We start from the raw sequence: 20,177 nt of genomic DNA, 5'->3' as shown, positions 1-20,177 counted from the left end.
CGTTGGACCTGGAACGAAGGCTGGCCCGTCCCGGAGCGGAGATCGCGTTCGCGGACACGGGACCCGGGGGACCCGCCGTCGTGCTCACGCACGGCGCCGGACTGGACCACACGATGTTCGACGACCAGGTCGCCGCGCTCACCGGCCGGGGCCACCGCGTCGTCGTGTGGGACATGCGGGGCCACGGGGCGTCGACGCTGGAGCCCGCCGCCCGTTTCACCGCCCCCGACGCGCTCGACGACCTCGGGGCGCTCCTCGACGCATGCGGGCTCGAGCGGCCGGTGCTGGTCGGGCACTCGCTCGGGGGCAACCTCGTGCAGGCGTTCGTACGCTCCCGCCCGGACCGGGCCGCCGGGCACGTCGTCCTGGACTCGACGTGGAACGCGGGGCCGCTGTCCGCGGCGGGACGGCTCGCGCTCGCCGCGGCGGCGCCCGCGCTGGCGATGATCCCGGCGCGGTCGCTCCCCCGGCAGATGGCCCGCGTGTCGGCCGTCGTCCCGGACGTGGTGGCGCGCCTCGAGGAGGTGTTCGCGCGGATGCCCAAGCGCACGTTCCTCGACGTCTGGCGGGCCACCGCGTCGCTCGTCGAGCCCGACCCCGGCTACCGCGCGCCGGTACCGCTCGTGCTCGTGCGCGGCGCACGCGACCGCACCGGCAACATCGCGACCGCCATGCCCCGCTGGGCGCGGGCGGAGGGCGTGCGCGAGACCGTCGTCCCGGACGCCGGGCACGTCGTGACGTGGGACGCGCCGGACGCCACGTCGCGGGTGCTGCTCGACGCCCTGGAGCTCCGGCACCGGTGAGCCCCGGTCAGTCCCGGGGGACCCGCTTGAGCACCGGCGGCAGGTCGCCGGTGTAGAGGACGCCGAGCCGCTGGGTGGCGCGGGTGAGCGCGACGTACAGGTCGTTCAGCCCGCGCGGGGACTCCTCCAGGATCTCCGCGGGCTCGACGAGCACGACGGCGTCGAACTCGAGCCCCTTCGCCTCCTCCACCCCGAGCACGACGAGCGGCGCGTCGAGGTCCTCGGCGTCGGCGCCGGGCGGCAGCAACACCCCCCGCAGTGCCGTGATCCGGGCCGCGGGGCCGAGCACGGCGGTGCGCCCCTCCCCCACGGCCGCCTGCTCCGCGGCGACCCGCTCGGTGATCACCCGCTCGGCGCCCTCGCCGGGCAGCTCGTGCGCCCAGGGCTGGGTACCGGTGCTGCGGACCGAGCTGGGCGGCTCCAAGGACGGGTCGATCTCGGCCAGCACGTCGTCGGCGATGTCGGCGATCTCCGACGGCGTCCGGTAGTTCACGGTGAGCTGCTCCAGACGCCAGCGGCGCTCCACGAACGGCCGCAGCACCTCGTCCCACGACCCGGCGCCGCCGCGGTCACCGGTCTGCGCGATGTCACCGACGACGGTCATCGACCGGGACGGCGAACGGCGCATGACCATCCGCCACGCCATCGCGGACAGCTCCTGCGCCTCGTCGACGATCACGTGCCCGTAGGTCCACTCGCGGTCGGACGACGCGCGCTCCGCCGTCGAGTCGTAGCGGGCCACCTGCAGGCGCTCGGCGAGCCGGTCGGCGTCGATGACGTCGGTGGCGCGCAGCAGCTCCGGGTCCAGGTCCTCCTCCAGGTCCAGGACGTCCAGCACGCCCTGCGCGTACTCGACCTCCTCGCGCAACGCCGCCGCCTCGGCCGCGGCGCGCGCGCTGCCGTCGTCGCCGAGCAGCTCGGCCGCCTCGTCGAGCAGTGCCACGTCCGCCGCCGTCCAGCGCTCGCCCGGCGGGGTGCCCTCGTCCGGCTCGTCGCGCTCCAGGCGGGCCCGCTCGTCGGCCGGGATCCGGCGGGCGACCGAGTTCAGCCGCTTGCGGTCGGCGAACAGCTCGCCGAGCAGCCGCTCCGGCGACAGCGTCGGCCACAGCTCGTCGATCTCGCGCATCAGCTCGGCGGACTCGGCCAGCTCGTCGCGGATCTCGTCGACGTCGCGCCGGTCGAGCAGATCCTTGCCGACGCCGCGGGCGACCTGGTCGGCCAGCAGCCGCAGCAGCTCCTTGCGGAACACCCGGCGTGCCTCGTTGTGCGGCTTGCGGGCCCGCCGCGCCCGCGTGCGGGCCTGTCCGACGGTGTCCTTGTCCAGCACCACCCGCTGCTGCTCGACGACGAGCTCGATCGGCCGTCGCGGCACCTGCTGGCGGTCCCGCACGGCGGCGGCGATCACCGCGGCCATCTCGGCACGGCCCTTCAGCGCGGCCGTGGCCGGGTCCTCGTGGCGGCGCGCGTCGAGGTCGGGGTAGAGCTGGGCGACGGTGCCGAGCACGACACTCGTCTCGCCGAGTGACGGCAGCACCTGGCCGATGTAGCGGAGGAACGTCGGGTTCGGCCCGACGACGAGCACACCGCGGCGGGCCAGCCGGTCCCGGTGGGTGTAGAGCAGGTAGGCGGCGCGGTGCAGGGCGACCGCCGTCTTGCCGGTGCCCGGCCCGCCCTGCACGACGAGCACGCCGGACGGTTTGGATCGGATGATCGCGTCCTGTTCGGACTGGATCGTCGCGACGATGTCGCCCATCCGGCCGGTACGCGCCTCGGACACGGCGGCCAGCAGCGCGGCCTCGCTGGTCAGGCCCTTCGAGGACGCGGCGGCCTCCGCGTCGGACAGGTGCAACGGCTCGTCGTCGACCGCGGTGATCGACCGCAGGCGGGTACGCAGGTGCCTGCGACGGCGCATGCCCTCCGGGGAGGCCGCCGTCGCGGTGTAGAACGGGCGGGCGGCGGGCGCGCGCCAGTCCATCAGCAGCGGCTCGTACTCGTTCTGCTCGTCGAGCAGCCCGATCCGGCCGATGTACCGGATCTCGCCGGAGTCGGTGTCCAGGCGCCCGAACGCCAGACCGTGCTCGGCGGCCCGAAGCGAGGCCAGCCGGTCGGCGTACAGCGCGGCCGCCGCGTCCCGCTGGGTCAGCGCCTGCGGCGTGCCCACGGTCTCGTCGTGCAACGTGTCGTGCAACCGCTTCGCGGTCTCGCGCCGTCGCTGTTCGAGCTGCTCGTAGAGCATCGCGACGTAGGCCTGCTCACGGGCGAGCTCCGTGTCCGGCCCCGCGTCGGGCCCGGAGTCGGCCGGGGTGGGTTTCGGCACCTGAAGGACTTCCTCCACCGAGTGACGTGACGACCGGCCGTCCCGCGCCGCACGACACCCCCGTCGCGGACCGGCCGACGCTCCAAGCTACCAGCGCCACCCCCGTGCCCGCCGCGACATAACGGCGATCAACGGACAGGTACCCCGATGGGGCGGCCCGCGCTCAGCCTCGCTGGTGCGGCGCCCGCCCGTAGGGCTGCTCGACCGGCTCCACCCACTCGACGGCAGGCAGCGGCAGCGTCATCGGGTCGTCCCCGAGCGCGACCGGCTCGTCGTGGTGGCGCAGACGCATCGGCGCACCGCTGACGAGCTGGTACTCGGCCTCGCCCGGCGTGATCGTCACCCGGATCTGGCGGCCCTGCCAGCGCAGCCCGAACGACACCCGCGACAGCGAGGCGGGCAGCACCGGCGCGAACGACAGCCCGTCGGCGTCGCAGCGCATCCCGCCGAACCCGAGCACGATCGCCGACCAGGTCCCGGCCATCGACGCGATGTGGATGCCGTGGTCGGTGTTGCCTCCGAGGTCGTGCAGGTCGATCAGCGCGGCCTCGCCCAGGTAGTTGTAGGCGAGGTCGAGGTGCCCGGTGCGGGCCGCGATGACGGCCTGCGTGCACGCCGACAGCGACGAGTCCCGGACCGTGATCCCCTCGTAGTAGGCGAAGTTGCGGCGCATCTGCTCGTCGGTGAACGCGTCCGCCCGGATCTGCATCGCCAGCACCAGGTCCGCCTGCTTGACGACCTGCTTCCGGTACAGGTCGAAGTACGGGAAGTTCAGCAGCAGCGGGTAGTGCTCGGCCGCGGTGCCCTCGAAGTCCCAGAGCTTGTGGCTGGTGAAGCCCTCGGACTGCGGGTGCACGCCGAGCCGCTCGTCGAACGGGATGAGCATCGCCGCGGCGGCGTCGCGCCAGCTGGCGACCTCCTCGGAGTCCACGCCGAGCCGGGCCGCCGACCGCGGGTGCTTGGCCGCGACCTCGGCCGCGTAGCGCAGGTTCTGCTGCGCCATCAGGTTCGTGTAGACGTTGTTGTCCGCGACCGCCGAGTACTCGTCGGGGCCGGTCACGCCGTCCACCCGGAAGTTGCCCTCCGAGTCGTGGTGGCCCAGCGAGCGCCACAGCCGCGCCGTCGCGACCAGCAGGTCCAGGCCGACCTCGAGCTCGAACTGGGTGTCCCCGGTGGCGTGGACGTGGCGGCGGACGGCGTCGGCGATGTCGGCGTTGATGTGGAACGCGGCCGTGCCGGCGGGCCAGTAGCCGGAGCACTCGTGGCCGCGGATCGTGCGCCACGGGAACGCCGCACCCTTGAGGCCGAGCGTCTCGGCCCGCTCGAACGCCTGGGGCAGGATCGACTGCCGCCAGCGCAGTGCGTCGGCCGCCGCATCCGGGGCGACGAACGAGAGCACCTGCAGGCAGAACGTCTCGGTGTCCCAGAACGTGTGCCCGTCGTAGCCGTCGCCGGTCAGGCCCTTGGCCCCGATGCAGCGGCGCTCGGCGCGGGCACCCGCCTGCAGGACGTGGAACGTCGCCAGTCGGATCGCCTGCTGGAGCTCCGCGTCGCCGTCGATCTCGACGTCGGCGGTCGACCAGAAGTCGTCGAGGTACTCCCGCTGCTCGCTCACCAGGCCGTCCCAGCCGGTGTAGCGGGCGGCGGCCAGGGCGGCACGCACCTGGTCGTAGATCGCGGGCAGGCTGCGGCGCGACGACCAGCCGTAGGACAGGTACTTGACGACGCGCAGCGTCTGGCCGGGCTTGACCCGGGCAATGATCGTGGTGCGGGCGAGGTCCTCGTTCGCGTCCGAGCTGATCTGGACGCCGTCCGGGCCGGTGACCTCGTGGTCCATCGCGGCGCCGACGCGCAGCTCGGACTTGCGCGTGCGGTGCACCAGCGTCGCGTCCGTCTGGCCGGCACGCGACTGCTCGGACTCCAGGACGTCGTCGAGCGCGGTGTCCAGGCGGGGGTCGCCCTCGTTGCGGCCGGGCAGCTGCTCGTTCGCGACGAGCTCGGACTGCAGCACCAGCAGCGCGCCGTCCGTGGCGGAGTTGCCGTCGGAACCGTCCGAGAGCACCTCGACCTCGTAGGAGATCGCGGCGATCGCCCGCTGGGTCAGCGACACCAGCCGGGTGGACTTCACGCGCACCGCGCGCCCGGCGGGCGACTCCCACTCCACCTCGCGGTGCAGCGTGCCGGCCTGCATGTCCAGCACGCGCTCGTGCTTGCGCAGCGTCCCGTAGCGCAGGTCGAACGGCTCGTCGTCGACGAGCAGCCGGATCAGCTTGCCGTTCGTGACGTTGATGATCGTCTGGCCGGACTCCGGGTACCCGTAGCCGCCCTCGGCGTAGGGCAGCGGGCGCACCTCGTAGCAGGAGTTGAGGTACGTGCCGGGCAGGACGTGCGGCTCGCCCTCGTCGAGGTTGCCGCGCAGGCCGACGTGTCCGTTGGACAGGGCGAAGACCGACTCGGTCTGCCCCATCGCGTCCATGTCCAGCCGGGGTTCACGGACGACCCACGGCTCGACGGTGAACGTGGGCAGGTGCTCGGGCTTCACTTCTGCTCTCCCAGCAGGTCGGCGAGATCGTCCACGACGACGGTGGCGCCGTGGTCACGGAGGGCGTCGGCCTGGTCGAGGCGGTTCACACCGACGACGGCGCCGAAGCCGCCCGCGTGCCCGGCCTCGACGCCGGCCAGCGCGTCCTCGAACACGACGGCGGCCTCCGGCGGCACGCCCAGGTCGGCCGCCGCGGCCAGGAACGTGTCCGGCTCCGGCTTGCCCGGCAGCTTCCGCTCCCTGGCGACGACACCGTCGATCCGGAGGTCGATGAACCGGTCCAGGCCGGTCACCGACAGGACCTGCTCGGCGTTGGCCGACGACGAGACGACGGCCGTGGCGATACCGGTGTCCCGCACCGCCTCGAGGTAGCGGACGGAACCCGGGTAGACGTCCACGCCGTTGGACTTGATCTTCTCCTGCACGAGGTCGTTCTTGCGGGTCGACAGACCCCAGAGCGACTCGGTGTCCGGCGGGTCGTCGGGCGTCCCCTCCGGCAGCTCGATCCCGCGGGAGGCGAGGAAGCTGCGGGTGCCCTCCAGGCGGGGCTTGCCGTCGACGTAGGGCCCGTAGTCCGCGGAGATGTCGAAAGGGCGGAAGGCCCCGACACCGGAGCCGTCCCTGGCGCGCAGGAACTCGTCGAACATCGTCTTCCAGGCCGCGGCGTGCACGCTCGCGGTGTCGGTGAGCACGCCGTCGAGATCGAACAGCAGCGCGCGCGTCCCCTCGGGAACCCCCAGCATGCGCGCACCGTATCCGGCGGCGAGCACCAGTGGCGAGCCGGTGGGTGGATCGATCAGGACGGGCCGGCGACCAGCGGCAGGGCGAGCACGACGACCGGTTCGCCCGACTCGCCCACGGCGGCCGTGACCAGGCATTCCCCGTCGCCCGTCGTGACCGCGACGGAGCCGCCTTCCGGATGTGGTTCGACCCACTGCTGCACGGCCTCGCGGACGGCCGCGAGCACGGCCAGCGGCGGGACGGGTGCTCCCGCCAGGTCACCCGCGTCCGGCACCGAGGTCTCCAGGCGGCTGCCGAAACGCGCGTGCTCGATCTCGAGGTAGGCGCGCACGGCGGCCAGCTCCTCGTCGAGCCGGATGCTCGCCTCGCCCGCGCGGTCGGCGGCCCGGGACAGGTCGGCGAACCCGAGCAGCAGCTCGCGGGCCCGCGGCGGGTCGGTGCGGACGAGCGCGGCGATCGTGTTCAGTGTGTTGTAGACGAAGTGCTGTTCCAGGCGCCGGGACAGCGAGCCGTGCCACGGGGCCGGAGGGGCCTCCTCGATCTCCGCGGTGGGTGCCTCTGGCTCGGCGGGCGGTTCCGGGACGGGCTCCGGCCACTCGCTCTCCAGCTCCGGCTCGATGTCGTCCGGCGCGACGAGCCCCAGCCAGGACGGCAGCACGAGACGCCCGGCGGCCGTCCGCCCGCGGTGCTCGACGAGCGCGACCAGGCCCGGCTCGAGCCACCTGGCCTGCTCGGCGATCTCGGCGGGGACACCCGTCGACGCACTCCGCCCGGCGTCGGCGCCGCCGACGCGGAACGGCGGGACGTCCGTGCGGGGCGCCGCGACGATCGCGGCGACGTCCTCACGGTCCTGGGAGGCGCCGAGCCCGACCCGTCCGACGTACTCCGGTCCGTCCGGACCGGGCAGACCGAGCAGCACCGCGGCGATCCGGTCCGGCCCGGAGCGTGGCCATCCGGAGCGCGTCCCGTCCCGCGAGACCGGGACCCACCCGCACACCAGTGCCTGACGGCGCCGGCGCAGCGGCACCCGCAGCCAGTGCCGGGTGCGCCGTCCCGGCTGGTAGGGCACGTCGAGACGCTTGAGGTGCAGGCTCTCCAGCCCGTACTGCTCCGCCGTCCGGACCACCAGGTCCGCCTCGTCCAGCGAGAACGACGGCGGCACCAGGATCGGCGAGCCCAGCCCGAGCTCCTCCAGCTCGCGGCGGCGGTCCCGGTACGGCAGGTCGGCGGTCCGCCTGCCGTCGCACCACAGCAGGTCCGTGGCGACGTAGCCGACCGGGACCTCCTCGACCAGCTTCGGGTCCGGGCGCACGGTGGCGGTGCGGCGCATCAGCGACGGCCGCGACGGGCGTCCGGCCTCGTCCAGCGCGACCACGACGCCGTCGAGCACCATGCCCGCCCCCGGCGCCTGATCGCCGAGCGGAGCCAGGTCCGGGAACGAGCCGGTGACGCTGCGGGCCGTGGACGACAGCAGACGCACCCGCCCCGGCCGCGCGTAGGCGACGCAGCGGTGGCCCACCCAGGCGAACTCCACCGCCCAGCGCGACGCGTCGGTCGCCTCGTCGAGCTCACCGGCGGCCGGGAGCATCGGAGGGACGAGGTCGGGCATGTCCCGCCGGTCCGGCCCCCTCACAGGGCTGCACGGTAGTCGTCGTGCGACCTGCGACGATGAACGGGTGGTTTCCCCGTTGCTGACCGACCGCCTCCCGCACGGCGACGACCCCGACAAGCTCGTCGAGGTGTTCGCGGACTGGGCGTTCGACGAGCGCGGGCTCTCGCTCTACCCGGCGCAGGAGGACGCGCTCCTGGAGCTCGTGACCGGCGCGAACGTCATCCTGTCGACGCCGACCGGGTCCGGGAAGTCGCTGGTCGCGATCGGGGCGCACGCCGTGGCGCTGGCCCGCGGCGAGCGCTCGTTCTACACGGCGCCGATCAAGGCGCTGGTCAGCGAGAAGTTCTTCGCGCTGATCGAGGTGTTCGGCGCCGACAAGGTCGGGATGATGACCGGCGACGCGGCCGTCAACGAGAAGGCCCCGATCATCTGCTGCACGGCTGAGATCCTGGCGAACCTGGCGCTGCGCGAGGGTCGCTCGGCCGACGTCGGCGCGGTGATCATGGACGAGTTCCACTTCTACGCCGACCCGCAGCGCGGCTGGGCGTGGCAGGTGCCGATCGTCGAGCTCGGTCAGGCGCAGTTCCTGCTGATGAGCGCCACCCTCGGGGACACCGACTTCTTCGCAGAGGACCTGAAGCGCCGCACCGGGCGGGAGACCGCCCAGATCACGTCCGTGGAGCGGCCGGTCCCGCTGGTGTTCCGCTACGTCCTCGAACCGCTGCACGAGACGATCTCCGAGCTGCTCGTGACGCACGAGGCGCCGGTCTACGTCGTACACTTCACCCAGCAGGCCGCCATCGAACGGGCCCAGTCGCTGACCAGCGTCAACGTCGCGTCCAAGGAGGACAAGGCGGCGATCGCGGAGACGATCGGCAGCTTCCGGTTCACGGCAGGCTTCGGGAGGACGCTGTCCCGCCTGGTCCGCCACGGCATCGGCGTGCACCACGCCGGCATGCTCCCCCGCTACCGGCGCCTGGTGGAGACGCTCGCCCAGGCCGGGCTGCTGCGGGTGATCTGCGGGACGGACACGCTCGGCGTCGGGATCAACGTGCCGATCCGCACCGTGCTGTTCACGGCGCTCTCGAAGTACGACGGCAGCCGCGTGCGTCCGCTCAAGGCGCGCGAGTTCCACCAGATCGCCGGACGGGCAGGGCGGGCCGGGTACGACACCGTGGGCACCGTCGTCGCGGAGGCCCCCGAGCACGACATCGAGAACGCCAAGGCGCTGGCCAAGGCGGGCGACGACCCGAAGAAGCGCCGCAAGGTGGCGCGCAAGCAGCCGCCGGAGGGGTTCGTCGGCTGGTCGGAGGTCTCGTTCCAGAAACTGCAGGCGGCCCGGCCGGAGCCGCTGACCAGCCACTTCCAGGTCACGCACGCGATGCTGCTGAACGTGGTCTCCCGCGGCGGCGACACCTACGCGGCGATGAAGCAGCTGCTCACCGACAACCACGAGCCGCGGTCCCGGCAACGCAGGCACATCCTGCGGGCGATCGCGATCTACCGGGCGCTGCGCACCGCGGGTGTGGTCGAGGAGTACACCGTGGAGGGTGCCCCCCGACCTCGCGTCCGGATCGTCGACGAGCTGCAGCTGGACTTCGCGCTGAACCAGCCGCTGTCGCCGTTCGCGCTGGCCGCCATCGAGCTTCTCGACCGGGAGAGCCCGGAGTACCCGCTCGACGTGGTCTCCGTGATCGAGTCGACGCTCGACGACCCGCGCCAGGTGCTCGCCGCGCAGCAGAACAAGGCCCGCGGCGACGCCGTCGCGCGGATGAAGGCCGACGGCATCGAGTACGAGGAACGCATGGCGCTGCTCGACGACGTCACCTACCCGAAGCCGCTCGACGAGCTGCTGCACGCGGCCCTGGAGACCTACCGCCGGGGCGCGCCATGGGTGGAGGACGCGCGGCTCTCGCCCAAGTCGGTCGTGCGGGACATGAGCGAGCGGGCGATGACGTTCACCGAGTACGTCTCGCACTACGGTCTCGCCCGCTCCGAGGGGCTGGTGCTGCGCTACCTGGCCGACACCTACCGGGCGCTGCGCCAGACCGTCCCGGAGCACGCCCGCACCGAGGAGCTCTCCGACCTCATCGAGTGGCTCGGGGAGCTGGTCCGGCAGACCGACTCCAGCCTGCTCGACGAGTGGGCGACGCTCGCGGCGGGCGCGGACGTCGGCGACGGCGCCGAGGTCCGACCGGGCGGGGCCGGCGGGCCGGAGACGGCACCGGACGGCGTCACGGCCAACCCGCGCGCGTTCCGGGTGCTCGTGCGCAACGCGATGTTCCGCCGGGTCGAGCTCGCCGCGCTGAGCCGCTGGGAGGAGCTCGGCGAGCTGGATCGCGAGTCCGGGTGGACGGCCGAGCGCTGGCGGGAGGCGTTCGCGCCGTACTTCGAGGTGCACGACCGGATCGGGTTCGGAGCCGACGCCCGCGGACCGCAGATGATCGACATCACCGAGGAGGCGGACCGCTGGCTCGTCCGTCAGGTGGTGGACGACCCGGCCGGGGACCGGGACTGGGCGCTCACCGCGGAGGTTGATCTCGCGGCGTCCGACGAATCCGGCGAAGCGGTGATATGGATCACCGCGTTCGACGACCGGTCCTGACACGGCGTGTGTCCGCGTGTCGGTCAAACGGTCTTGCCCGAACCGCCCTATCGGATGACACCGTTGGTTAGGGTGTTCCGTGGTCACGATGAGTGAACGGCGATAGTCTCCGCGTCGAACCCCGGGGGCTCGGGACCCACGGAGTACGAGACGGCCCCCATGAGCGAGGTGCAGCGAGCGGTGCGACGGCCAGGCCGGCGGCCCGGCCCGGCGTCGGCGCCAGGCGTGGCGCGAGGGCCGGCACCGACGCTCGTCCCGTGCCGGTGAGCGCCGCGGTGTCCCGCGGAACGGAACCGGCCCCCGGCGGGGATCCGCTGCGGAAGTCCCGGGTGCCCACCGCGGAGAGTCTCGCGACACTCCTGCTCGGCCGGATCGTCGACGGCCAGGGCTACCTGGTCCGCTCCGGCGACGAGACCCGCGGCCCGCTGACCCGCTTCGCGGAACAGGTGCTGGTCGCCGTGCTCGCCCCGGAGCACGACGCCGAGGCCGCCCGCGCGGCCGGTCGCGCGCTGGTCGAGGCGCATCTCGTCGACCCGGCCGCGCTGGAGAGTGCCCAGGCCGCCGTCGGCGAGGCATGTGCACCGGCCGCCGACTCGCCGGGGCGCGTCCTGCGCCTGTCCGCCGTCGTCGGGGCCGTGGGCCGCGGCTACGCGCAGGCACTGCGGGTCCGCGCGCTCGGCGAGCACGAGGAGATCACCAGGGCCGCCCTGATCGCCCGCCGCCGGGCCGACGAGGCCCGCTGGTCCAGCGAGGCCCGGTTCCGGGTGCTGTTCGAGCACTCACCGGTCGCGATCGCGATGATGAACCCGCAGGGGGCCTCGATCGAGGCGAACCGCGCGGCGGCCGAGCTGGTCGCCTCGTCCGTGGAGGGGATCCGCGAGACGACGCTGGCGCACTGGCTCCCACCGGACGAGCACCCCGTCTTCTGGGCGGACCTCGCGCGCCTGACGGCAGGCGAGGTCGAGTCGATCGAGGTCGAGCACGCCGTCCTGCGTCCGGACGGCAGTCAGGTCTGGCTGGAGAGCGTCGTCTCCGCGGTCCGCGACGAGGACGGCGGCGTGCGCTACCTGGTGTCCATCACCAAGGACGTCACGGAGCGGATGGAGCTGCAGCGCCGGCTGCGCCACCAGGCCGGGCACGACCCGCTGACCGGCCTGCCGAACCGGTCGCTGTTCTTCGAGCGCCTGCAGTCGGCGATCGACGACGCGGAGCAGGACGGGGCCCGCCCCGGCGTCTGCTACCTGGACCTGGACGGGTTCAAGGTCGTCAACGACACGCTCGGCCACGAGACCGGCGACCGCCTGCTGCAGGCGCTGGCCGAGCGCCTGCGGGACAACCTGGAACCGGCCGGGCACCTGGTCGCGCGGATGGGCGGCGACGAGTTCGTCGTGCTCGTGGAGCGCAGCCCGGACCGGGAGATGCTCGAGGAGGTCGCCGCACTGGCCCTGGAGACGGTCCGGCACTCGGTCCGGATCGGCGAGCACGACATCGCGATCTCGGCGAGCGTCGGCGTCGTCCGGCACGACACCGGCGGCCCCGCGGAGCTGATGAAGGCCGCCGACACCACCCTCTACTCGGCCAAGCACGACGGGCGCGGCCGGTACGCGGTGTTCGACCGCGAACGCCATCAAGCCGACGTCCTGAACTTCGAGCTGTCCGCCCAGATGCCGGAGGCGCTGCGCAAGGACCACTTCCACGTGCTCTACCAGCCGATCGTCCGGCTCTCCGACGAGACGATGGTCGGTGTCGAGGCACTCGTGCGGTGGCTGCGCCCGGACGGCGAGCTGATCGGGCCGGACCGGTTCATCCCGCTCGCCGAGGAGACCGGGCTGGTCGTGCCGCTCGGGAGGCGGGTCCTGGAGGAGTCCTGCCGGCAGGCCCGTCGCTGGCTCGACGCCGACCCGTCGAACCCGTTGGTGATCAGCGTGAACGTGGCCGCCCGGCAGGTCACCGAGAACGACCTGGTCGCCGACGTGGTGCGGGTGCTCGGCGAGCACGGGCTGCCGCCGGAGCTGCTGCAGCTCGAGCTCACCGAGCGGGACCTGATGGACACCCAGGACAAGCCGGCGTCGGTGCTGCGGGAGATCGCCGACCTCGGCGTGCGGATCGCGATCGACGACTTCGGCACCGGGTACTCCAACCTCGCCTACCTGCGCCAGCTGCCGGTGCACCACCTCAAGCTCGCCGGCAGCTTCGTCGGCGGCGCGGGCGACCGCGACGACGTGATCCTCCGCGCGCTGGTCAAGCTCGCGCGGTCGCTGGACCTCGAGGTCACGGCGGAGGCGGTGGAGACCCGCGAGCAGGCCGTCCGCCTCCGCCGCTACGGCAGCGCCAACGCCCAGGGCTGGTACTACGCCCCCGCCGTCCCGGCGGAACGCATCCCGGGCCTGGTGCGGTACCCGTTCGTGCGTTAGCGCCTGTTCTGCTCGTCGCGCCAGGCGATCCAGTCCCGCAGCAGGGCCAGGTCGTAGCCGTCCTGCCCGTCCTGGCCGACCGTGAACAGCCGGACCCCGGCCTCGTACAGCGCCGGGCCGTCCTTCTCCGGTGCGTCCCGCACCCCGGCCGACCGCTCGATCTCCGACGGGTCGCGGCCCAGGTCGCGGCAGTGCCCGTCGAGCACGCCGCACTTGTGTGCCACGGTCTCCGCGTCCCCGAAGCCGTGCCAGATCGACGCGTGCTCCGCCGTGTAGCGCAGCGTCTTCTTCTCGCCGCCACCGCCGATCAGGATCGGGATGTCGCGGGTCGGGGCCGGGTTCAGCTTCCCCCAGCGGTCCCGGATCCGCGGCAGCGCGGCCGCGAGGTCGTTCAGCCGTCCGCCCGCCGTGCCGAACTCGTAGCCGTACTCGTCGTAGTCGCGCTGGAACCAGCCGGAGCCGATTCCCAGGATCAGCCGGCCGTCGGAGATGTGGTCGACGGTGCGGGCCATGTCCGCGAGCAGTTCCGGGTTCCGGTAGCTGTTGCACGTGACCAGCGCGCCGATCTCGACGCGGGACGTGGCCTCGGCCCAGGCGCCGAGCATCGTCCAGCACTCGAAGTGCTTGCCGTCCGGCTCACCGTAGAGCGGGAAGAAGTGGTCCCAGTTGAAGACGATGTCCGCCCCCGCCTCCTCGGCGGCGGCGACGGTACGGCGGATGTCGGCGTAGTCGGCGTGCTGGGGCTGCAGCTGCAGCCCGATCCGTACGGGACGATCGGTGCTCATGCGATCATCCTCTCCGCATCCGCGGAGTTCGGCGCGGCGGGTCGCTCCTACAGCCGGCGCAGCCCGGACAGCACCCGGTCGAGCAGCGCCATGTCCGGCCCGCCGTTCGGGTCGACGCCGAGATGCACCCGCAGGCGCCCCTCGATGGCCAGGTCGTCGATCAGGACGCGGGCGACGCCGAGCGGAACGCCGGTCAGGGCGGCGACCTCGCTGACCGAACGGGGGTTGGCGCACAACGTGATCACCGTGTGCCGCTCCCCGTACTCCCCCGCGGCCGGTCCGGTCGCCGACACCATCGTCTCGATCCGCAGCTCGGCCCGGACCTTCGTGCGCCCGCCGGTCAGCACGTACGGACGGGCCGCGATCGCGACGGCCGGTTCCTCGACGATCCGGGGCAGCTCCGCGGTCGGGCGGTCCTCCTCGGGCTCGGGTTCCGGCTCCGGCGCGGGGAGCTGTGCGGCCTGCTGTTTCTCGGCCAGCCGCTCCTTGCGCGACTTCCGCCCCCGACCACCGAAGCGGGCGCCGGTGAGGCCGACGTCGTCTGCGGACGCGTCGTCCACGGTGGACCCGGTGGTGGCCTGCGGTTCCTCCACCGGAACGCCGTGCGGCGCATCCGGATCGGGATCGTGCCGCGCGCGGCGGGCGGGCGCGCCGAACCGCGCGCCGGTGCGACCGGTCTCCGGTCGGCCCATCCGTCACGCTCCGCTCGGTTCGACTGCTCCACCCCGGTGACATGCCGGGAAAGCCCGAATATGGCGAAGCCCTGCTACCGGTCCGTGTCCTCCGTGTGACGGTCGTGTGACGGCACGCACCGCGTTCCCGTGCTCAGGCCAGCAGGTCCCGGAACGCGGCCAGGGCCGACGCCACCACCGTGTCGGCCGCGTCCACCACGCCGAGGAACGCGGCGAACCCGTGGATCAGTCCCGGCCCCTCCACCCGGTGGACGGTGACGCCGGCGCGTTCCAGCTGGTCGGCGTAGGCCCGGCCCTCGTCGCGCAGCGGGTCGAACTCCGCGGTCGCGATCACGGCGGGAGCGACCCCCCGCACGTCCGTGCCGAGCAGGGCGATGTCCGGGTCCGTGGCACCCGCGCCGCCCGGCAGGTACTGCTCCCAGAAGAACGCCATGTCGGCGGCCGTCAGGAAGTACCCGTGCCCGTTCTCCGCGACCGACGGGTGTGAACCGGTCGGGTCGGTCGCCGGGTAGAACAGGAGCTGCGCGTCGACCCGCATCCCGCCACCGCGTGCCGCCCGCACGGCCAGGCCCGCGGCGAGGCTGGCTCCCGCACTGTCGCCGGCCACACCGATCGGACGGCCGTACGCGCTCGCCGACAGGTAGCGCAGCACCATCTCCGCGTCGTCCAGCGCGGCCGGGTGCGGGTGTTCCGGGGCGAGGCTGTAGTCCACCGACACGACCGTGGCGCCGGTCGCGTTCGCGACGCGGCGGCAGACCGGGTCGTGCGTGTCGAGATCCCCCACGACCCACCCCCCGCCGTGCAGGTACACGACGATCGCGCCGGTGTCCTCTGCCGGGCGGTAGCTCCGCACCGGGATGTGGTGGTCGGGTCCGCCGGGGAACTCGCCGTCCGCGACGTCGGCGACCTCCTCCGGCACGAACCCCGGGCCCCGGCGTGCCATCGACAGCTCGCGGTAGTGCGCCCTGGTCGCGAGGGCGTCGCCATCGCGGACGAGGGGCACGGCGTCCGCCCGCTCCAGCGTGTCCAGGACGGTACGGAAAGCCGGGTCGAGCGCCATGGGGTCGGACGCTAGTCCCGTTCCGCGCCACGGCACTAGCCGAGCGGGCTCCGCGGCAGCAGGCGGTCGGCGACGATCTTGCGCTGGATCTCGCTGGTGCCTTCGAAGATCGTGGTCAGGCGCGCGTCGCGCCAGTGCCGCTCCACCTGGTGCTCGGTGGTGTAGCCGTTGCCGCCGTGCAGCTGGATGCCGTCGCCGGTGACCTCGGCGGCCATCTCGGTGGCGACGAGCTTGACCATCGCCGCCTCCCGCTCGCACGACTCGCCCTGGTCGATCCGGTGCGCGACGTGCTGGTAGAAGCTGCGGGCCTGTTCGACGCGGGCGGCCATCGTGGCGAGCGTGAACCGGACGGCCTGGAAGTCCCCGATCGGGTGCTCGAACTGCCGCCTGCGTTGCAGGTACCCGATGCAGTCCTCGACGGCGGCGCGGGCCAGCCCGACCGCCCGCGCGGCCGTGTGCACGCGGGCGATGTTCAGCCAGGCCTGCGTGGACTGGAAGCCCTCACCACCCGCCGAGAGCTGGTTCGCCACCGGGACCCGGAGCCCGTCGAACTCGAGGTCCCAGGTCTCGAACCCGTGGTAGCCGATCTTGTCGATCGGGGTGCCGGTGATCCCGGGCGGGAACGCGTCGCGCTCCTTCTCGACGACGATCGTGGCCAGGCCCGCGCTCCGCCGCTCCCCCGGCTCCGGGTCGCCGGTCCGGACGAGCACCTGGATGAAGTCGGCGGCCTTGGCGTTGCCGGTCCAGCGCTTGTGCCCGGTCACGACGAACTCGTCGCCGTCGCGCTCGGCCCGCGTCCCGACGGCGGCCAGGTCCGATCCGGCGTCCGGTTCGGACAGTGCGATCGCACCGATCCACTCACCACGGGCGCTGCGCCGCAGCAGCTCCGCCCTGCGGTCCTCGTCGGCGACGCCGGTGCCGGCGCCCTGTGCCCGCGCGATGATCGACCCGACACTCATCCACGCACGGGCCAGCTCCTCGGCGACCATGCAGTACTCGAACGCCCCGAGGCCCATCCCGCCGTACTCCGACGGCACGGTGATGCCGAAGTAGCCGAGCTCGCCCATCTCGTCGAGCAGCTCGCGCGGGATCTCGCCCTTCTTCGGGTCCAGCTCGCCGGCGAGCGGCAGGACCCTGCCCATCGCGAACTCGCGGGCCTGCTTCTGCAACGCCTCCCGCTCCGCGGTGTGGAACGGGGACGGCACGACCGGGATCGGCGGCTCGAGGAACTCGACGGCATCGGAGTCGCTCATGCCGGCAGTATCGACGGTCCCCGCCGCCGTGGCGCGCCGACCTCCCCGGCGGACCAGGCTCTCGTCGTGCACGCCTCGGCGGGATCCCGCAGGTCAGGGCCTCGCGCAGGCCGGGCCTCGTGACCCGTGCCTCACGCCGTCCGCACGCGGTGCTCTGCTCACCTCCACGCGACGGGCTCGGCCACCGTCCGGGCGAGCCACTGCTCCGACCGGTGCTGCGCCGGTGTGAGCAGAGCACGTGGCCTCCCACCGACCCGCATGATCAGCGGCCGACCATGATCGGCGGAACTGGCACGAACACGCCACCGGTGGCGGGATCCGACCGATCCCGCCGATCACGCAGGGCCGCGCCCCCGCCGGGCCGACCGTGATCGGCGGAACCGGCACGAACATGCCACCCGTGGCGCGACCCAGCCGATCCCGCCGATCATGCTGGTCGCCACCACGCCGCTGCACCATGATCAGCGGAACCGGCACGAACACGCCACCAGTGGCGCGGCCTGACCGATCCCGCCGATCACGCCGGGCCTTGCCACCGCCGGAGCGGCCGTGATCAGCGGAACTGGCACAGACGCGCCACCAGTGGCGCAGCCTGACCGGTTCTGCCGATCATGCGGGCGCCTCCACTGGGCGCTGCCATGATCAGCACATGTGGCGGGTAGGCGACACGCATGGCGCGGTCTGCCCGACCGCGGCGAACACTCCGGGCGCCACCACACCACCGGCCACCCGTGATCAGCGGAACCGGCACAGACGCGCCACCAGTGGCGCGGTCTGACCGGTTCTGCCGATCACCAGGTCGGACCGGTCGTGGCCTGGCACGCGGAGCCAGGTTGCGGTCGTGGCCCGGGCGGGGCACCCCGGCCGTCGATCAGGAAGGGCCCTGATGATCAGCGGGTCCGGCAGCTCAGTAGGCGGGCGCGAACGCGTCGGGCCATGGCCCGGAGTGCGTCGGCCGTCGCACCGAGCGCCACGCGGAGCTGGCCGCCGGACGCGGCGGCGGGGGCGCTGCCGGTACGGGCGGCCTCGTCGACCGAGCGGCCGAAGTCGGCGAACAGGCGGCGGCTGACGTCACCGGCCAGGGCGCGTCCGAACTGGGCGATCCGGCCGGAGAGGTAGAGATCCGCGTCCGCGACGAGCGTGCTGCCGCCGTCGCCGACGGGCTCGACCCGCAGGGCGATCACCGCCCGGGTGGCGCTCCCACCCGCGTCGGCCCCCTGGGCCAGTACCCGGAGAGTGCGCGCGTCCGGGTCCCGCTCGACGATCTGGGCGAGCCCGTCGAACCGCAGCTTCACCGGACCGAGCGCGACCGTCGCCCTTCCCCGGTGCCGCCACTCGTCCAGCGACTCGACGAGCTCCGCGCCGGGCAGGCAGCGCACCAGGAGCCCGATGTCGTCGAGCACGCGCCACACGTCGTCGACGCCGGAAGCGAGGGCGCTGCGGACGGCGACGGTGGCGGACGGCTCGCCCGTCGGCATCCGCACCTCGTCCGGGACCGCAGGGCCCGGCGCGGGTTCGCCGGACGGCGCGGCACCGGCGCGCGGAGAACCCGACCGGCCGACCAGCGTGCGCGGACCGCAGTTGCGCGGAGCCGGCACCCCGTCCGGGTACTCGCCGGCGACATCCGAGACGGCGGCGAGGATCCCGCGGTACCCGGTGCACCGGCAGAGCACGCCGGACATCTGCTCCGGCAGGTCGTCGGCGTCGACGGCGGGGTCGTGGGTGAGCAGGTCGTAGCCGGACATCAGCATCCCGGGCGTGCAGAACCCGCACTGCAGGCCGTGGTGGTGGGAGAACGCCCGCTGCAGCGGGTGCTGGTCGTCGGCGGAGCCGAGTCCTTCGACGGTGACGACGTCGGCGCCGTCGCACTGCACGGCGAACAGCAGGCACGCCCGGGCCGCGTCGCCGTCGACGAGCACCGTGCACATGCCGCACACCCCGTGCTCGCACCCCAGGTGCGTGCCGGTCAGGCCGAGCCGCTCGCGCAGCACGTCCGCGAGGTGCATGCGCGGCGGCACGGACACCGTCGCCTCGGTGCCGTTGACGGTCAGCGTCACGTCGGCGAGCTCGTCGGCCGCGATCTTCGCGACGGGCCGGGAGGTCCGGCCTTCGGTGGTGGTCATCCGGCCTCCCGGGACGGCGTTCGCCCGTGCGGTCCGGGCCGGGCGACCGAGCAGCCCCGCGATGTGGCAGCCGCCCGGCCGGGTGTCGACCGATCCCCGTCGAGATCGCACCCATGGCTGTGGTCCCGCGTCTCGCACCACCACCGGTGCGATCTCGACGGGGCCGCTCCGGGTGCGGCGGGGTTCCGACGCCTGTTCGTGCCGGTCATGCCACCACCGCTCGGGTGTGCGCGGCGGCCAGTTCGCGGGCGGCCAGCACCGAGAACAGGCGGCGGCGGTAGCCGGTCGAGCCGTGCGCGTCCCCGCCGGTGTCGACGACCCGGGCGGCCAGTTCGGTCGTCGCCGGGCGGAGCCGCTGCGCGAGGTCGTCGACGGCCGGACGCCGCGCGAGGTCGTCGCCGGGTGCACCGGCGGCAACGGCCCGGGTCGACGGTGCCGTTCCCCCGATGCGAGCGGCGGCGACCGATCCGTCCCGCGACGGACCGTCCGATCCGTCGGTGGCCGTCAGCTCGGCGCGCACCAGCTCCGTCACGTCCTCGGTGACCGGGCGGTCGGAGATGCCGAATCCGGTGAGCACGGCGGACGCGAGCGAGCCGTCCCGGTCGACCCGGACCACCGTCACGACCCCGGCCAGAGCGAAGTCCCCGTGCCGACGGGCGATCTCGGCGAACCCGAAGCCCTCACCGGGGCGGGCCACCGGCAGTTCGACGGCCGTGACGACCTCGTCCGGACCGGCGGCCGTCGTCATCGCGCCGGACGCGAACCCGTCGCCCCGGACCCGGCGCCGACCGCGCGGACCGGCCACCTCCACCGAAGCGCCGAGGCAGGCCACGACGGCGGGCAGCTCGGCGGCCGGGTCGGCGTGCGCGAGGCTGCCGCACACCGTGCCGCGGCTGCGCAGCTCCCGGTGCCCGACGAACGGCAGCGCCCGCCCCAGGAGCGGCACCGCGCCGGACAGCGGGGACCGTTCGACGGCGCGCTGCCGCACGGCCGCGCCGATGCGGAGGACGCCCGGCCCGTCCGAGGCCCCGTCGCCCCGGGCGAGCTCCCCCAGCTCCGCGACGGCCGTGATGTCCACCAGCGTCGACGGGCGCCCGAGGCGCATGGCGAGAACCGGTGCGAGCGACTGTCCACCCGCGAGCACCTTGGCGTCGCCGCCGGTCAGCTCGGACAGGACGTCGTCGAGCGAGCCGGGGCGGACGTAGGCGAACGGGGCCGGTTTCACGTCGT

Annotated in this window: 13 protein-coding genes; 3 read left to right on the top strand and 10 right to left on the bottom strand. The window is 73.6% G+C overall.

Going from position 1 to position 20,177, the window contains the following annotated elements:
• Positions 1 to 2: 2 nt before the first annotated feature.
• Positions 3 to 803 (top strand): alpha/beta fold hydrolase, encoded by an 801-nt coding sequence (locus EV378_RS34645; protein ID WP_132432214.1) that lies wholly within the window; start codon positions 3 to 5, stop codon positions 801 to 803.
• A gap of 7 nt (positions 804 to 810) precedes the next feature.
• Here EV378_RS34645 and EV378_RS34640 read toward each other — a convergent pair whose 3' ends face one another.
• The 4 genes from EV378_RS34640 to EV378_RS34625 all read right to left on the bottom strand — a co-directional run bounded on the left by EV378_RS34640 (position 811) and on the right by EV378_RS34625 (position 8,036).
• Complete coding sequence (locus EV378_RS34640; RefSeq protein ID WP_132433138.1) at positions 811 to 3,039, bottom strand: HelD family protein; 2,229 nt, start codon at positions 3,037 to 3,039, stop codon at positions 811 to 813.
• Between the two features lie 244 nt (positions 3,040 to 3,283).
• Entirely contained in the window at positions 3,284 to 5,662 is a 2,379-nt protein-coding gene (locus EV378_RS34635) for a glycoside hydrolase family 65 protein (protein WP_132432212.1), read from the bottom strand.
• A complete protein-coding gene (locus tag EV378_RS34630; RefSeq protein WP_132432210.1) occupies positions 5,659 to 6,405 on the bottom strand; it encodes a beta-phosphoglucomutase family hydrolase in 747 nt (248 codons plus the stop codon). The genes EV378_RS34635 and EV378_RS34630 overlap by 4 nt, the downstream gene beginning before the upstream one ends.
• 53 nt (positions 6,406 to 6,458) lie before the next feature.
• Complete coding sequence (locus EV378_RS34625; protein ID WP_132432208.1) at positions 6,459 to 8,036, bottom strand: histidine kinase; 1,578 nt, start codon at positions 8,034 to 8,036, stop codon at positions 6,459 to 6,461.
• Between the two features lie 43 nt (positions 8,037 to 8,079).
• Between EV378_RS34625 and EV378_RS34620 the strand changes: the two genes are divergently transcribed.
• Both EV378_RS34620 and EV378_RS34615 read left to right on the top strand, forming a co-directional pair.
• A complete protein-coding gene (locus EV378_RS34620; RefSeq protein WP_243653910.1) occupies positions 8,080 to 10,620 on the top strand; it encodes a DEAD/DEAH box helicase in 2,541 nt (846 codons plus the stop codon).
• A gap of 329 nt (positions 10,621 to 10,949) precedes the next feature.
• Positions 10,950 to 13,034 carry a putative bifunctional diguanylate cyclase/phosphodiesterase gene (locus tag EV378_RS34615; RefSeq protein WP_132432204.1) on the top strand — a complete coding sequence of 695 codons (2,085 nt, stop codon included), beginning with the start codon at positions 10,950 to 10,952 and terminating at the stop codon, positions 13,032 to 13,034.
• On the opposite strand, the gene EV378_RS34610 is transcribed toward EV378_RS34615, so the two are convergent.
• The 6 genes from EV378_RS34610 to EV378_RS34585 all read right to left on the bottom strand — a co-directional run bounded on the left by EV378_RS34610 (position 13,031) and on the right by EV378_RS34585 (position 20,172).
• Positions 13,031 to 13,819: an LLM class F420-dependent oxidoreductase gene (locus tag EV378_RS34610; protein ID WP_132432202.1), complete on the bottom strand. Its 789-nt coding sequence runs from the start codon at positions 13,817 to 13,819 to the stop codon at positions 13,031 to 13,033. The two genes, EV378_RS34615 and EV378_RS34610, sit on opposite strands and share 4 nt — an antisense overlap.
• Before the next feature lie 47 nt (positions 13,820 to 13,866).
• A complete protein-coding gene (locus EV378_RS34605) occupies positions 13,867 to 14,511 on the bottom strand; it encodes a DUF742 domain-containing protein (RefSeq protein WP_132432200.1) in 645 nt (214 codons plus the stop codon).
• A 133-nt stretch (positions 14,512 to 14,644) separates the two neighbouring features.
• Positions 14,645 to 15,571 (bottom strand): alpha/beta hydrolase, encoded by a 927-nt coding sequence (locus EV378_RS34600; protein ID WP_132432198.1) that lies wholly within the window; start codon positions 15,569 to 15,571, stop codon positions 14,645 to 14,647.
• Positions 15,572 to 15,606: 35 nt separating this feature from the next.
• Positions 15,607 to 16,824, bottom strand: coding sequence for an acyl-CoA dehydrogenase family protein (locus tag EV378_RS34595; RefSeq protein ID WP_132432196.1), 1,218 nt, complete (start codon positions 16,822 to 16,824; stop codon positions 15,607 to 15,609).
• A gap of 890 nt (positions 16,825 to 17,714) precedes the next feature.
• Complete coding sequence (locus EV378_RS34590) at positions 17,715 to 18,947, bottom strand: xanthine dehydrogenase family Fe-S subunit (protein WP_132432194.1); 1,233 nt, start codon at positions 18,945 to 18,947, stop codon at positions 17,715 to 17,717.
• A 205-nt stretch (positions 18,948 to 19,152) separates the two neighbouring features.
• Positions 19,153 to 20,172, bottom strand: coding sequence for an FAD binding domain-containing protein (locus EV378_RS34585; protein ID WP_132432192.1), 1,020 nt, complete (start codon positions 20,170 to 20,172; stop codon positions 19,153 to 19,155).
• Positions 20,173 to 20,177 lie beyond the last annotated feature (5 nt).

The organism is Pseudonocardia endophytica, from assembly GCF_004339565.1.
Lineage (GTDB): Bacteria > Actinomycetota > Actinomycetes > Mycobacteriales > Pseudonocardiaceae > Pseudonocardia > Pseudonocardia endophytica.
This window is presented reverse-complemented; position numbering and strand designations above follow the sequence as displayed.